This is a genomic window from Rhizobium sp. NXC14 (genome assembly GCF_002117485.1).
Taxonomy (GTDB): Bacteria; Pseudomonadota; Alphaproteobacteria; order Rhizobiales; family Rhizobiaceae; genus Rhizobium.
This window is the reverse complement of record NZ_CP021032.1, coordinates 706,480-720,742: the sequence shown is the minus strand read 5'-3', so window position 1 is coordinate 720,742 and position 14,263 is coordinate 706,480. Positions and strand designations below refer to the sequence as shown.

Sequence of the window (14,263 nt, the reverse complement as noted above, 5' to 3'; positions counted from 1 at the left end):
GGGCAAGATCCGGGAGACGACGGACGGAACCGATCGTCGTCTCCTGAACACGAAGTGGGTTACGATCGCGGGCGCGCCTTCTGCGGATCGTAATGCGAAAGCGGCACGATCGTCGCCGGCAGGCGCTTCTGGTGGCCGTCGAGCTTGCCGATCTCGACCTCGGTGCCCGGGCTTGCATGCATCACGTCGATACGGGCGAGCGCGATCGTCTTGCCGAGAACAGGCGAGCGCGTGGCGCTGGTGACGACGCCGATCTGGGCCCGGCCGATATGGATGCAGTCACCATGGCCGACCGCCTCGTTGGCCTTGATATCAAGGCCAACGAGCAGATGGCGCGGATGCTCCTTGCGCCGGATCAGCGCTTCGCGGCCGATGAAATCGTCCTGCTTGGATTTCAGCGGCACGGTGAAGCCGATGCCGGCTTCGAAGGGGTCCGTCTGGTCGGTGAATTCGTGGTGGGCAAATATCAGGCCCGCCTCGATGCGGACCATGTCGAGCGCTTCCAGCCCCATCGGCTTCAGCCCGTGCGGTTGGCCTGCCTCCCAGACGGCGTCGAACACCGTCAGCGCATCCTTCGGATGACAAAAGATCTCGTAGCCGAGTTCGCCGGTATAGCCGGTGCGCGAGACCACGACCGGGGCGCCCTCGAAGCCGCCGATGCGGCCGACCGCGAAGCGGAACCATTCGAGCTCGCCGATCGCAGGCTGGCGCGGCGCCGTCCAGATGATCTCCTTCAGGATATCGCGACTCCTCGGGCCTTGCAGCGCGATATTGTGCAATTGGTCGGTCGATGATCGAACCCAGGCCTTGAAGCCCTTCTTCTCGGCTTGCTGACGCAGCCATATGCCGCTGAAATCATCGCCGCCGATCCAGCGGAAGTTCTTGTCGCCGAGCCTGAAGAGCGTGCCGTCATCGATCATGCCGCCATTTTCGTAGCACATCGCGGAATAGACGACCTGGCCGGTCGAGAGTTTGCGAACATCGCGCGTCAGGCAGTATTGCAGCAGTTCCTCGGCGTCCGGGCCCGTCACTTCGAACTTCCGCAAGGGCGAGAGATCGATGACGGCGGCGCGCTCGCGGCAGGCCCAGTATTCCTCGACCGGACCTTCGGACGAGAAGCGGTTCGGCAACCAGTAGCCGCGATATTCCGTAAAATCTCGCGTCAATGCCGACAGGCGTGGGTGGAAGGCTGTTTCGCGCGTCAGTTCGGCTTCGGCATCTGGGGTCATGCGATAGGCTACCGCTCGTGAGAATTTCTCTTTTCCGGAAAAGGTACGGACGTGGATATCCGTCGGATCCCAGCCGTTCGCCGCATCGATATCGTCAGGGCAGGACGATGAGACGCAGACGAGATCGGTCAGCGCCCGCATCAGCACGTAATCGCCGGGACGCGACCAGGGCTCGTCGAGATAGAGCTGGTTGTTGGGATCGATATTGGTGTTGTAGAAATAGTTCAGCGCTTCCCAGCCCTTGCGCCCGGCGATGCCGTAAGGCGCCAGCGCCGCGTTGAAGTTGTCCGTGCAGTTGACGTGGCCGGGATAACCCATGTCGTCGTAATAGCGCGAATTGCAGGCGGTCGCGAAAGCGTCGTGGCGGCCGACGGTATCCTGGACGACCTCGACCAGCGGCTCGAAGTCACGGTCGAAGGCCTTGGACGGCAGGCCGGGCGTGGGATAGCTGCGGCCGAGCAGGGTGCGGGTGACGGTCGAATCGAGCGCAAGATCGAGCCCCTTGTCGACCTTGCGGGCGGCAAAGGCCTGGAAATCGGTACACTGGCGCCCATAGACGTCGATGATCTGAATGAATTCGCCGGCGCGCACGAAATAAGCGGCTGCGCTTGCCGCCCGGATGCGGATGTCCTCGATCGGATCGGCCGCCGGTTCCGGCAGGGCGGAGGCATAGTCGCGAATGAGCAGGCTGCGCTTGATCCGGATCTCAATCGGCGTCGCCGTATCCTGCGCCTCTGGCGACATGGCGCTGGCGGGTGCCGCAACGATCAGCAGACCCTTCATGGCAATCGTGAACTCTGCCGGGCTGCCCGGGGTCGATCCTGCTCCGAAGATGCGGAGCGCTCCGGCGGCTGCGAGATCGGCCCCGCGCCGTTGAAGTGCCGCGCGCGTGCGGGCAGCACTCTCATCCTCCGCCTGAAGAATGGCCTTCAAACCCTCGGCTGAATTGCTGAATGGCGTTCCGAGACCGGCTGCCTGGAAGCGGCCTTTTTCGTCAAGGAAGGAGAGTTCGCAGATCTGCCCGCCTTCGCTGTCGATGACGCTCACGCGGTCCCCCACCTCCACGCGCACGACGACCGATCCGCCACCCTTTGCCCGGTAACGTTCCATGCCCTCCGGCAGGGCGGGATTACCGGGATAATGGACGAGGCTCGGAACGACCGTTCGGGGGCCCGACATGACAGGATAAAGTTCTCGCATTCTACCCTCTTGGGCGATCGGCATGCCCTTCGGCATACACCCATACAGGTTACAAAATGCCTGTGGAAAGTAAAGTGATGTTGACTAAAAAGAAAATATCTTCACTATGCATCAAGAGTTCAGACTCGGAGGGTCCGTCGGGAGCGCGGATCACCAAAATCATCCGAGCGGGCTTGAGACGGTCAGGGAGACACGTTCAGGGAGACGTACAGAGATACGTCCGGAACAATCGAATGGGGAATTTCACCGATGACAGATATTGTGGAGGCCGGAATTGCATCCGGCACCGAAGGTAAGCTTATACGCGCACTGGACTGGAAGGGCGCATTCTGGGTGGCTGCGGGCGTGCCGCCTCTCGTTCTCTTCTCCATTGGCGGCATCGCAGGCACGACGGGCAAGCTCGCCTTCGTCGTCTGGATCATCTCGATGGTGATAGGTTTCCTGCAATCCTTCACCTATGCCGAGATCGCCGGCATGTTCGGCAACAAATCCGGCGGAGCCTCCGTCTACGGCGCCACCGCCTGGCTGCGCTATTCAAAATTCATCGCGCCCCTGTCGGTCTGGTGCAACTGGTTTGCCTGGTCGCCGGTGCTTTCGCTCGGCTGCGCCATCGCCGCCGGTTATATTCTCAATGCATTTTTCCCGATTCCCGCAGCCGATTCGCAAATGGTCCTCGACTGGATCGCCGCGCATGCCGCTTCCGTTGCGGCCGACAGCCCCCGCGTCGCCGAATATATTGCAGCCCATGCCGGCACGACGCCTGATGATGCCGTCAAGGCGCTGCTCGGCGCCGACGGCGTCGCGGCGCTTACGCCGGCGATCCGCAGTTGGTCGCTCGCAAGCTTCAGCATTCCATACCTCGCCACCGCCAACATCAACGCCACCTTCTTCATCGGCGGCATCCTGATGCTGATCATCTTCGCGATCCAGCATCGCGGCATCTCGGAAACCGCAAGCGTGCAGAAGTGGCTGGCGATCATCGTGCTGGTGCCGCTGCTGATCATCGGCCTCTACCCGATCATCAGCGGCCAGGTCGTCGCCGCCAACGTCACCGGCCTGTTGCCGCCGACGGCCGCCTATACTGCCTCCGACGGCACCTGGAGCAACGGCGGCTGGACGCTCTTCCTCGGGGGTCTCTACATCGCCGCCTGGTCGACCTACGGCTTCGAGACGGCGGTCTGCTACACCCGGGAACTGAAGAACCCGAAGACCGACACATTCAAGGCGATCTTCTATTCCGGCCTTGCCTGCTGCCTGTTCTTCTTCCTGGTACCCTTCGCCTTCCAGGGCGTTCTCGGCCATGCCGGTATGCTCGCCCCGGGCATCGTCGACGGCACGGGCGTTGCCGAAGCGCTCGGCGGCCTGATCGGCGCGGGCCGGGTCATCACCCAATTGCTCGTCGTCCTCATGATCTTGGCGCTCTTCCTCGCCATCATGACGGCGATGGCCGGTTCCTCGCGCACGCTCTACCAGGGCTCGAAGGACGGCTGGCTGCCGAAATATCTCGACCATGCCAACGAGCACGGAGCCCCGACGCGGGCCATGTGGACCGACTTCGCCTTTAACCTCTTCCTCCTGGCGATCGCTTCGGATGCCGGCGGCTATTTCTTCGTGCTTGCCGTCTCGAATGTCGGCTACATCATCTTCAACTTCCTGAACTTGAATTCCGGCTGGATCCACCGGATAGATTCCGGCCATATCGAACGCCCTTGGAAGGCGCCGAGCTGGCTGATCGGCCTCAACACCGTGCTCGCCTTTGTCAACGCGCTCTTCCTCGGCGCCGGCGCCAAGGTCTGGGGTTACTCCAATGCGCTCTGGGTCGGCTTCATCTTCGCCGCCCTGATCCTGCCGGTCTTCGCCTATCGCCACTATGTCCGCGACGGCGGCAAGTTCCCGGCAGGCGCGATGGAGGATCTCGGCCTCATCGGCCAGGATCTCGGCGTCAGGAAAGCCGGCATGCTGCCCTATCTCGCACTTGTAGGCGGCCTGGCAATCGTCCTTTTCGCCAATTGGTTCTTTCAGCTTCCGGCTTAAAATCGCCTCCCAAGCAGAAAAGCCACCAAGCCGCCATGGAAACATGGCGGCTTTTTCATACGCTGATTCTTTGATTTGATCCGATGAGGGTCAGCCGATCCGACCTAGGGGCAAACCCATTCCACCACCGTCAGACAATGGTCTCGCCGCCGTCGACGACGAGAATCTGCCCGGTCATGTAGGACGAGCGGTCCGAGACCAGGAAGAGAATGGGCTCGGCGATTTCGGAGACATCAGCCCAGCGTCCGAGCGGCACCTTCTCGGCGACATAGGCCTCGATCGCGCCGCGGCCGCCCATCTGGGCGATGAAGGGTTCGTTGAACGGCGTATCCACCCAGCCCGGGCAGAGCGCGTTGACGCGGATGCCGAACCTGGCGTAGTCGCCGGCCATCTGCCGGGTCATCGCGATGACCGCATGTTTCGTCGTCGTATAGGCAATCATCTCGCGATCGTAGAGTACGCCCGACGAGGAAGAGGTGTTGAGGATGACGCCGCGGCCCGCCTTCTTCATCAGCGGCATGACGAAGCGAGCCGCCATGAAATGCGCTCGGACATTCAGGGTCCAGGACCTGTCGAAACCCTCGACAGCGACCTGCTCCAGATCGCCCGCCACCTGTGCGCCGGCGTGATTGTGGAGGATGTCTATCCGGCCGTGACGTTCGGCGACCGCAGCGATGCCGGCTTCGAGTGCCGTGTCGTCGGTGACGTCGAGAACAAGGCACTCAGCCCTGCCGCCGGCGGCCTCAATCCGGCGGACGGTTTCGGCGGCACTGGCGGCATTCAGGTCGGCCACGACGACGAAAGCACCTTCTCCTGCCATGATCTGCGCGCCGGCCTGGCCGATGCCCGAGCCCGCTCCGGTGACGATCGCGACGCGATTTTCAAGAATCATTGGTGTTTCCCGTTCAGTTTGTTGTTTTCTCGCGCATCAGAAAGCGCGCGATGAGGATTAGTCCCAGCGATGCGACAAGCACCATCGTGGCGATGGCGTTGATCTCCGGCGTCACGCCACGACGGATCGAGGCGAAGACATAAATCGGCAGTGTCGTGTTCGAGCCTGCGACGAAAAAGGCGATGATGAAATCGTCAAAGGAGAAGGTGAAGGCGAGCAGAAAACCGGCCAGGATTGACGGCAGGATCTGCGGCAGCACAATCTGGCGAAAAGTGGTCAATGGCGTGGCGTAGAGATCGCTCGACGCTTCGACGATGTCACGGCCGAGGCTGGCGATGCGTGCTTTGACGATCATTGTCACCAGCGCCATGGTGAAGAGGCCGTGGGCGGCGATGATCGAGCCATAGCCGAGTGATAGCTTCGGCGCCTGTTCGCCTGGCCATACGGCGGCAATCAGCGGATTGACGAAGCCGAAGACCTCGACCAGCGCCACCAGGGTCGCAATGCCGATAACGACGCCGGGAACGACGATCGCCGCAGCGAACAGCCCGTCGAAGACCGCTCGCGCCCGGGCGCCGAGCCGCTCCATGCCGATCGCCGCCATTGTGCCGAAAATGGCCGCCAGCCCGGCACTGGTAAAGGCGATGGCCAGGCTGTTCTGCAGCGCTTCCATCAGGAAGGTGTTGGCAAGCGCCTTGCCATACCATTGAGTCGAGAAGCCGGTGAAATCGCTGGCATTGCGGCCGGCATTAAAGGAGAACAGCACGACAAGCGCGATCGGCGTATAGAGGAACAGGTAGACTGCGGTGACCAGCGCGCGCATCAGACGAGATCCACTTGGCGCGTACCGGCAACGCGCCAGGCGATGCGCATGGCAATCAACAGCACGATGACGACGACAACGACGAGAGTGACGGCGATCGCAGAGCCGAACGGCCAGTTGCGCGACTGCAGGAAGAGATCGACCAGCGCATTGCCGATGAAGAAGACTTTGCCGCCGCCAAGCAACTGCGGGATCAGATATTCGCCGAGCAGCAGGATGGTAACGAGGGCGATGCCGGTCATCACGCCGGGAAGCGACAGCGGCAGCGTGATGCCGAAAAAGGTCGAAAGCGGCCGCGCGCCGAGATCGGCGGAGGCCTCCAGAAGGCGGCGGTCGAGCTTTTCGAGGCTCACATAGACCGGCATGATCATCAGCGGCAGGTAGCCGTAGACGATGCCTAGCAGCACGGCGCCCGGTGTGTTCAGCAGCCTGACATTTTCGATGCCGACCATCTCCAGGAGATGCGGAATGCCGCGGGCGCCCAAGATGTACATCCAGGCGTAGGTGCGCACGAGAAGGCTCGTCCAGAAGGGCACGACGACGAGGGAGACCAGCAGCAGCCGGTATTTGGCGCTCGCCTTGACGGCGAGGTAATAAGCAACCGGATAGGCGACGAGCAGGCAGGCGAAGGCGCCGATCGGCGCAAGGATCAGCGTGTTCTTGAAGGCTGCGGCGCGCGAACCAAGATTGGCAAATTGCGCAAAGGTAAAAGCCGCCTGATAACCACCTTCGGGCGCCCGCTCGCCGAAGGCAAAGACGATGATGGCGATGAAGGGCAGCACCAGGAACACGAACAGCCAGATGCTGGCCGGACCGACAAGAGCCGCGGTGACAAGGCGCCGATTGGTTTCAGGAGCAAAAGGCATCGAAAGGTTCTTTATCCGACGATTCTAGGCACGAGACCGGCCCCTCGCGCCAAGGCGGCGGGGCCGGAGTTGGGAACGGCGATCAAGCCGACTTGAAACGCGCCATCAGCTCCGCCCGGCCGGGATCGGTCAATGTAACCGCCGCCCCGAATTCCAGCGGCGTCAATGAAGCCTCATCCGGATAGACGATCTTGTTCGCCGTGATCTCCTTCGGCAGCAGCGCGATGACCCGGCTGTCGGTCGTCGGTGCGCCATTGGCGACGTGCTCCTTGACGGCATTGGCCGGATCCATGAGGTAGTTGAGCAGCGCGTAACCCGCCGCCTTGTTCGGCGCGTCCTTCGGGATGGCGTAATAGTCGGTCCAGATCTCGCCGCCGTCGGTGCCAAGCACATAGGCGATCTCCGGAACGTCACGGTTGAGCTGCGCCCCGTCATTGGTCCAGCACATGGTGAGCCAGGCGTCGGTGGCGCGCATGGCCGGTTGGTAGTCGCTGTTGATGGCGAAAAGGTGCGGTTTGACTTTGATCAGCAGTTCCTCGGCCTTGGCGAGTTCGTCCGCCTTGATCGAATTGAAATCGTAGCCGAGCGACACCAGCGCGCTGCCGATCGTCGTCAACTGATAGTCGTGCACCATGGCGCGGCCGTCGGCTTCCGTCTGGGCGATGTCAAAGAAGTCCTTCCAGCTCGAAAGCTTGGTCTTGATCTTCGCGGTATTGACCGAGAACCCGGTCGTACCCCAGTTCTTCGGCACGGCATAGGTCTTGCCGTCGATCATGCCTTCCTTGGTGAAGCGCGGATTTTCCGTCGCTTGGCTGAAATTCGGTATCTTGGAGAGATCGAGTTCGTCGATCAGGCCGAGCTTGTGGTAGGTGGAGATCGTGTAGTTGGTCGGCACGAAGAGTGACCAGCCGGAGGCGCCCGCCTGGAGCTTGGCCAGCATTTCCTCATTGGAGCCGAAGACGTTGACCTCCACGGCAACGCCAGTCGCCGCCTTGAAATTCTCGAAGGTCGCAGGGTCATGGTAGTTCGGCCAGGTGGCGATCGACATCTGGGTACCGAGGTCCTCGGCGTAGGCGGGCGTCGACAGGGCACCGGGGAAACGCGACAGCACGGCGGTCGCAAGCCCGAGGCCGGTGACGCCGAGGAAGTGGCGGCGGCTGACGGAGCCGCGCTTCAGGCGCATGAACTCGTCCATGAAGCCTTCAGGCGTAATAGGCAGATGATCCTTGTAGTCCTTGCTCATGATGCTGTTCCCTTGTTCTGGTTTATGCATTCGATGCTTATGAAACTTGGGGTGAAGAAACCTCGCCTGGAAAAACGTGGGCCATATCGGGATCGAAGCCGAGGAAAACCGCTTCACCTGGCTCGACCAGATCGCTCTCATTCATGCTGCGCCGGTCGGCGGTGACGAGGAAATCGCCGAGACCCGGAACAGTGACGGCATATTCGGCCGAGGAGCCGAGGAAGATGCGGTGCGTGACCGTGCCGGCAAAGGACGTGCTGCCGACCGCAGCCCGCGTCAGCCGGATCGCCTCGGGACGGATCGCAACGATCACGTCGCCCGTCGCAAGGCCAGGGCGGGCAATGGCTGCAAGCGCCGAACCGTCGCCAAGGCGCAGCGTCGTGCCACCGGTTTCCATCGTCGCACCGATCCGGTTGGTCTTGCCGACGAAATCGGCGACGAAAAGATCGGCCGGGCGGTCGTAGACCTCTTGCGGCGTACCGAGCTGACGAATGCGCCCAGCGCTCATGACGCAGACGACGTCCGCCATCGACAGCGCTTCTTCCTGATCGTGGGTGACGAGCACGAAGGTGATGCCGAGCTCGCGCTGCAACGTCTGCAATTCGATCTGCATGGCCGAGCGCAGCTTCTTGTCGAGCGCGGCCAGCGGCTCGTCAAGCAGCAGCACCGAAGGCCGGTTGACGATCGCGCGCGCCAAGGCCACCCGCTGCTGCTGGCCGCCGGACATCTCGTGGATGCGCCGCTTGGCGAAACCGCCAAGCCGCACCATCTCGAGCGCTTCTGCCGCGCGGCGATTGATCTCGGCCGCCGCAATCCTTGGCCGCATCTGCCGCAAGCCATAGGCGACGTTCTGTTCCACGTTGAAATGCGGAAACAGGGCATAATGCTGGAAGACCATGTTGACGGGGCGACGATAGGCCGGAACGCCGTTCATCTCCCGCCCGTCGATCAGCACGGCGCCCTCGCTCGGCTGCTCAAAGCCGCCGATCATGCGCAGACACGTGGTCTTGCCGCAGCCGGAAGGGCCGAGCAGAGCGAGAAAAGCCCCCTTCGGTACATTCAGATTTATGTCGGTCACGGCGGTCACCGCGCCATAATTCTTGGTGACCGAACGGAATTCGATATCGTTCGTCGAAGCGGATGCCACGCGTCTGTTCCCTGCGGTTGGTTGGTATGGGCAGTCTAGCGCTGCCTTTTTGCCACCGTCGTTGGGGAAACAGTAAGCCAGGGCCGTCGGCGCGGTATATACCCCGAAAGAGGTATTCTGCCTCACATCTCTTCGTGGAAGGTGTATATGAAACTTAGCGTATTCCTGCTGAGACGGTTTGGAGAGGCTATCGATGAGCATTGATCTCGAGGCGCTGTTTCAGGCTTTCGACGTCACCGTCGGAAAGCCCGCCATGGCGGATGCGGAGTTTGGTGAGACGTTCCGCCGGATGATGGCGGCTCTGGTGCGCTTCGATTATGTCGTGGTTTTTGCCTATCGCGGCAAGGAGCGGCCGATTGATCTCTACAGCACCTTCGATCCAGAGGAAAACGTCGTTTTCGTCACCCTCTATCAGGTTGGTCCGTACCTGCTCGATCCATTTTACCATACCGCCCGCGCGCGCCGCCCGGGCGTCTTCCGCATGCGCGAGCTGGCGCCCGACCGCTTCTTCTCCAGCGAATATTACCGGAGCTATTATGTCCAGACGGGACTTGCCGAGGAGATCGGCTTCTTCGTGACACTCGACGACGATATCACCGTCGTGCTGTCGCTGATGCGCCGGGAAAAGACCGGCCCGTTTCCGCCGGCTGAATTCGCGCTTCTGAAAAAGGCCGAACCTTTGGTGGCGAGCCTTGTCCGGCATTTCTGGCCGCGGCTCGGCGCCCGCTTCGACGCGCAACGCGATGCCGGCTTGCGAAAGGGGAGGAAAAGCGGTGCGGCGGCGCAGGCGCTGCAGCCGGCCGACACTGTCTGGCGCGACCTCAAGTTGACGAGCCGCGAAACCGCGATCGTCGATCTGGTATTGCAGGGACATTCCTCGGAATCGATCGGCCTCAGGCTCAACATCTCGACGGGCACGGTGAAGGTCCATCGCCGCAACGTCTACCGCAAGCTCGGCATCTCCTCGCAGACGCAGCTTTTATCGATCTACCTGAAGACAATCGGCAGCACGGGCGACCGACCAGCAGCCCAAAGCACGAGTCGATAAGCCTCGACCCGGACGGCCTGTCCGCTTCGGCATGAAGCAGACAGGCTTCGTTCAGTTGCGGCCGGAGGGCTCAGCGGCCGCCTTCGATCTTGCGGTGGCGCTGGTTGATGCCGCCCTTGCCGTAGGGATAGTCCAGAGGTTGCGGGGCGCTGACCTCGTTGAGCTTCGCCATCTCCTCCTTGGAGAGTTCGACCTTCATCGCGCCGAGATTGTCGGCGAGCTGTTCGGGGGTGCGGGCGCCGAGGATGACCGAGGTCACGGCCGGCTGCGCCGCCGTCCAGGCGAGCGCCACCTGCGCCATGCTGACACCGCGGGCTCTGGCGATCTCCTCGACCGCGCCGATGATCGCCCAGGTGCGTTCCTGAGCGTTGCGCGGCGCATAGGATTCGCTGCCGCGATTGGGGTTCTCGCCAAGGCGGGTGGCGCCGGTCGGCATCTCGTCCCGCTTGTACTTGCCGGTGAGCCAGCCGCCGCCGAGCGGCGACCACGGCAGGAGACCCATGCCGGCATCCTGGCAGGCCGCGACGATTTCGAGCTCGATGTCGCGCGCCAACAGGCTGTATTGCGGCTGCAGCGTCACCGGACGCGTATAACCGCGCGCCTTGGCGATCTCCGAAGCCTTGGCGATATGCCAGCCGACATAATTGGAGAAGCCGTAATAGCCGATCTTGCCTGATGAAACCGCATCGTCCAGGAAGCGCAGCGTCTCTTCGATCGGCGTCAGCGCGTCCCAGGCATGCATCTGGTAGAGGTCGATCTGCTCGAGGCCGAGGCGGCGCAGCGAGTCGTCGAGCGCCTGGCCGAGATGCCGGCGCGACAGGCCGATATCGTTGGGTCCGTTGCCCATCGGAAAACGCCCCTTGGTGGCGACGATCGCCTGGCGGGCCTCGGTCGGGCGCGCCTTCAGCCAGCGGCCGATGATCTCTTCCGACTTGCCGGCACTGTAGACGTCGGCGGTGTCGATGAAATTGCCGCCCCAGGCGAAATAATCGTCGAGCAGCTTGTGCGAGGCCGCTTCGTCGGCCTCCGCGCCAAAGGTCATGGTGCCGAGGCAATAGGCGGTGACGACGGTCCCGCTCGGACCGAGCTTGCGATAATCCATGTCTTCCTCCTCATGCGGATACCCGCGGCCGACGCGCAAAATCGTCGGGGTAGAAGCCGGGGCTCCTGCAATCAATGACAATATCGTGCTTGAAGCGGCCTCTGCCGCCGGATGAGGTATAGCGCCCCAAGCTGGGGTAGCGCGGGGGCGAGAGCAGAATAGCCAATCCCGCCCGTGCGACAAGTGGGAAAAAATATTTCCGACAACGTTTACGGATGTTGCCGAAACAGAGCAACGATCAGATCGGCGGCGGCAACACCGGTCTCATAGGCGCCATGTGCCGTCGAATAACGGGCGCGCGAACAGGCTTCGCCGGCAAAGAAAATCCGCCCGTCATGCGGTGCGGCAAGGACCCCGCGCAGATCGGAGGCGCCGGGTTCCGCATAGGAATAGGAACCGCCGATATGAGGCGTCGCGGCCCAAGCCGAGACCGCCGCCATCGACAGCTGCTTGCGGATGTCGGCGCCGAATTGTGCCGCCAGCTCGTCCGCGGCGAAGGAGAAGGCAGCCTCTGCCCCCGCTCGCTCCAGATCATGCGCGAGATCGCCGGCAAAATAGGCTTCGACGACTGGCGCGCCGAACGGCCGCAGCTGATAGGTGCCGGTCGCACCGCGACTGGTCGAGCCGAGCATATGCGTATCCGCCGGCATTGCCTCCGGATCGGCGAGGCCGAGGAAGAGCTTGTCGGCAAGCCCCAGCGGCAAACGAGCTGCCGCTTCGATCTTGTCGGGCAGGGGAGGATCGAAGGCGATCCTGCCGGCGGCAAGCACGTTCGTGGAAACAGTGACGAGCACAGTCCGGGCGGTGATCAATCCCTGGCTCGTCTCGATGCTGATACGGCCGGCATGGCGGTGGTCGACTCGTCTTGCTTCGACGCCAAGCCTTGTCCGGAGCGGCGCACCATAAAGCGCGATCAATGTTCCGTAGCCCTGCCGCACACGCCAGTCGGGACCGGCGCCCGGATCATACCTGTTGTAGTCGGCGATCGACGAGCGCTCCAATTCTGCGCCGGTGATGTAAGTGCCGATCGCCCGGATCTGGCCGTTCCAGCGACCGTCCGGCTGGAGCTCTGCTGCCAGGTCGCTGTCCATGCCTTCATGGCTTTCGAGGCGTTCGAAATAAGCGCCGATCGCCTGCTGCGCCGCCTGGATCTCCGCATCGTCCCGCTGGAGCCGCCGCCCGCCGTTCCAGGGTGCCGGAGAGCGGTCGACCGTCAGACCGATCTCACCTGCAATCTCCGTCCAGGCGTTGGTCCGCGCCCCGTGCAGCCATCCGCAACCGAGATCGAAACCCACATCGCCGGTTCCGGGCAGCCCGACCGTCCAGGCCCGGCCACCGAGGCGGTCAGCGGCTTCGAGCAGGAGGACAGTAAGACCGGGCCGGATTGCCAGCAGGCGTCGGGCAGCGGCAATACCGGCAGCGCCGGCGCCGATGATGACGACGTCTTCGTCGGCCTCCATGATGTCGTCACGGGGCATGGTTTCTCCTTCAGCCGCTGGCGTTCAGCTAAACTTTCCTGTCCATGAAAGGCAAGGGCTGGATATGGCGCGCCGCGGGCGATGGATTCGCCCGCGCCTCCGTGACATACAGGTTCGATGAGCGTGCACAGAGATTCGCAACTCGACATGTTTGCCAAGGCATCGCCCGCAATGGCCGAAGCACGCGGCCCATCGCGCCGGCGGCCGTCACCGCCGGCCCCCTCCGCTGAAGACATGGCGCGCGCACTCGAGGAGAGCGGCAATTACCGGATCCTGAGGAAACTCGCCCCCCGGCCGGTCGCGGCGGCGAGACAGCCTGGATTTTCGCGGCTCGGCGTCATCCTAGATACCGAGACAACGGGCCTCAATCACCGCAGCGACGAGATCATCGAAATCGGCGCCGTCGCCTTCACCTTCAACGATGACGGCGCGGTCGGCGATGTGGTCGGCATCTATGGCGGCCTGCAGCAGCCCTCCAGGCCGATCCCGCCCGACATTACCAGGCTGACCGGGATTACCGACGCCATGGTCGAAGGACAGGTTATCGACATTGCCTCACTGGGTGCCCTGATCGAACCGGCGGACCTCATCATTGCCCACAATGCCGGGTTCGACCGGCCGTTCTGCGAGGCCTTCTCACCCATTTTCGCCGGCAAGGCCTGGGCGTGCTCGGTTTCGGAGATCGACTGGAGCGCCCGCGGCTTCGAGGGCACGAAGCTCGGTTATCTCGTCGGCCAGGCCGGTTATTTCCACGAAGGCCACCGAGCGGTGGACGATTGCCACGCGCTCCTGGAGATTCTCGATCGACAGCAAGGCAACGGTGAAAGCCCCTTCGCCGAGCTGTACCGCGCCAGCCAGCGCTGCCGCATCCGCATCTTTGCCGAACACAGCCCATTCGAGATGAAGGATCATCTGAAGGCAAGGGGCTACCGCTGGTCCGACGGAAGCGATGGCCGCCTGAAATCCTGGTGGATCGAAGTCGGCGAAGACGATCTCGGTGACGAGCTTTCCTTTCTGCGGTCGGAAATCTACCGGTGGGAGGCCGATCCGCCGCTCGTCCGGCTGACGGCCTTCGACCGCTTCAAAGCCTGACGTCGACCGCTGCGCTTTAGAACCCATGCAGTTTTCGCATAGGTGCAGTGATGCATTGGCGCTGCAACAACCGAGGGTCCCGTATTATATACAGCGCATCGAAGCAAAC

The 14,263-nt window shown here is 62.7% G+C and carries 11 protein-coding genes; 3 read left to right on the top strand and 8 right to left on the bottom strand.

What is annotated here, in order from left to right; genetic code table 11:
* Positions 1–59 precede the first annotated feature (59 nt).
* Positions 60–2,429, bottom strand: a complete 2,370-nt coding sequence (locus NXC14_RS27715) for a DUF1989 domain-containing protein (RefSeq protein WP_085781197.1) — start codon at positions 2,427–2,429, stop codon at positions 60–62.
* 249 nt (positions 2,430–2,678) lie between these two features.
* On the opposite strand from NXC14_RS27715, the gene NXC14_RS27710 reads away from it, so the two are divergent.
* Positions 2,679–4,463, top strand: coding sequence for an APC family permease (locus NXC14_RS27710; protein ID WP_085781196.1), 1,785 nt, complete (start codon positions 2,679–2,681; stop codon positions 4,461–4,463).
* A gap of 130 nt (positions 4,464–4,593) precedes the next feature.
* Here NXC14_RS27710 and NXC14_RS27705 read toward each other — a convergent pair whose 3' ends face one another.
* From NXC14_RS27705 to NXC14_RS27685, 5 genes are all read right to left on the bottom strand, one after another.
* Positions 4,594–5,355 (bottom strand): SDR family oxidoreductase, encoded by a 762-nt coding sequence (locus NXC14_RS27705; protein WP_085781195.1) that lies wholly within the window; start codon positions 5,353–5,355, stop codon positions 4,594–4,596.
* A gap of 13 nt (positions 5,356–5,368) precedes the next feature.
* On the bottom strand, positions 5,369–6,178 hold the full coding sequence (locus NXC14_RS27700; RefSeq protein ID WP_085781194.1) for an ABC transporter permease: 810 nt from the start codon (positions 6,176–6,178) through the stop codon (positions 5,369–5,371).
* Positions 6,178–7,044 carry an ABC transporter permease gene (locus NXC14_RS27695; protein WP_085781193.1) on the bottom strand — a complete coding sequence of 289 codons (867 nt, stop codon included), beginning with the start codon at positions 7,042–7,044 and terminating at the stop codon, positions 6,178–6,180. The genes NXC14_RS27700 and NXC14_RS27695 overlap by 1 nt, the downstream gene beginning before the upstream one ends.
* A gap of 82 nt (positions 7,045–7,126) precedes the next feature.
* Entirely contained in the window at positions 7,127–8,287 is a 1,161-nt protein-coding gene (locus NXC14_RS27690; protein WP_085781192.1) for a spermidine/putrescine ABC transporter substrate-binding protein, read from the bottom strand.
* Between the two features lie 37 nt (positions 8,288–8,324).
* A complete protein-coding gene (locus tag NXC14_RS27685; RefSeq protein WP_085781191.1) occupies positions 8,325–9,434 on the bottom strand; it encodes an ABC transporter ATP-binding protein in 1,110 nt (369 codons plus the stop codon).
* A 193-nt stretch (positions 9,435–9,627) separates the two neighbouring features.
* On the opposite strand from NXC14_RS27685, the gene NXC14_RS27680 reads away from it, so the two are divergent.
* Positions 9,628–10,482, top strand: coding sequence for a helix-turn-helix transcriptional regulator (locus NXC14_RS27680; protein WP_085781190.1), 855 nt, complete (start codon positions 9,628–9,630; stop codon positions 10,480–10,482).
* Positions 10,483–10,552: 70 nt separating this feature from the next.
* On the opposite strand, the gene NXC14_RS27675 is transcribed toward NXC14_RS27680, so the two are convergent.
* Positions 10,553–11,584: an aldo/keto reductase gene (locus NXC14_RS27675; RefSeq protein ID WP_085781189.1), complete on the bottom strand. Its 1,032-nt coding sequence runs from the start codon at positions 11,582–11,584 to the stop codon at positions 10,553–10,555.
* A gap of 209 nt (positions 11,585–11,793) precedes the next feature.
* Positions 11,794–13,062: an NAD(P)/FAD-dependent oxidoreductase gene (locus tag NXC14_RS27670; RefSeq protein ID WP_085781188.1), complete on the bottom strand. Its 1,269-nt coding sequence runs from the start codon at positions 13,060–13,062 to the stop codon at positions 11,794–11,796.
* A 117-nt stretch (positions 13,063–13,179) separates the two neighbouring features.
* Here NXC14_RS27670 and NXC14_RS27665 point away from each other — a divergent pair, with 117 nt between their 5' ends.
* Complete coding sequence (locus tag NXC14_RS27665; RefSeq protein ID WP_085781187.1) at positions 13,180–14,154, top strand: 3'-5' exonuclease; 975 nt, start codon at positions 13,180–13,182, stop codon at positions 14,152–14,154.
* The last annotated feature ends 109 nt before the right edge of the window (positions 14,155–14,263 follow it).

Coding starts and splice junctions, on each gene's coding strand:
- NXC14_RS27675 (WP_085781189.1), bottom strand. CDS start 11,584: ATGGATTATCGCAAGCTCGGTCCGAGCGGGACCGTCGTCACCGCCTAT.
- NXC14_RS27680 (WP_085781190.1), top strand. CDS start 9,628: ATGAGCATTGATCTCGAGGCGCTGTTTCAGGCTTTCGACGTCACCGTC.
- NXC14_RS27705 (WP_085781195.1), bottom strand. CDS start 5,355: ATGATTCTTGAAAATCGCGTCGCGATCGTCACCGGAGCGGGCTCGGGC.
- NXC14_RS27700 (WP_085781194.1), bottom strand. CDS start 6,178: ATGCGCGCGCTGGTCACCGCAGTCTACCTGTTCCTCTATACGCCGATC.
- NXC14_RS27665 (WP_085781187.1), top strand. CDS start 13,180: ATGAGCGTGCACAGAGATTCGCAACTCGACATGTTTGCCAAGGCATCG.
- NXC14_RS27695 (WP_085781193.1), bottom strand. CDS start 7,044: ATGCCTTTTGCTCCTGAAACCAATCGGCGCCTTGTCACCGCGGCTCTT.
- NXC14_RS27690 (WP_085781192.1), bottom strand. CDS start 8,287: ATGAGCAAGGACTACAAGGATCATCTGCCTATTACGCCTGAAGGCTTC.
- NXC14_RS27670 (WP_085781188.1), bottom strand. CDS start 13,062: ATGCCCCGTGACGACATCATGGAGGCCGACGAAGACGTCGTCATCATC.
- NXC14_RS27715 (WP_085781197.1), bottom strand. CDS start 2,429: ATGCGAGAACTTTATCCTGTCATGTCGGGCCCCCGAACGGTCGTTCCG.
- NXC14_RS27710 (WP_085781196.1), top strand. CDS start 2,679: ATGACAGATATTGTGGAGGCCGGAATTGCATCCGGCACCGAAGGTAAG.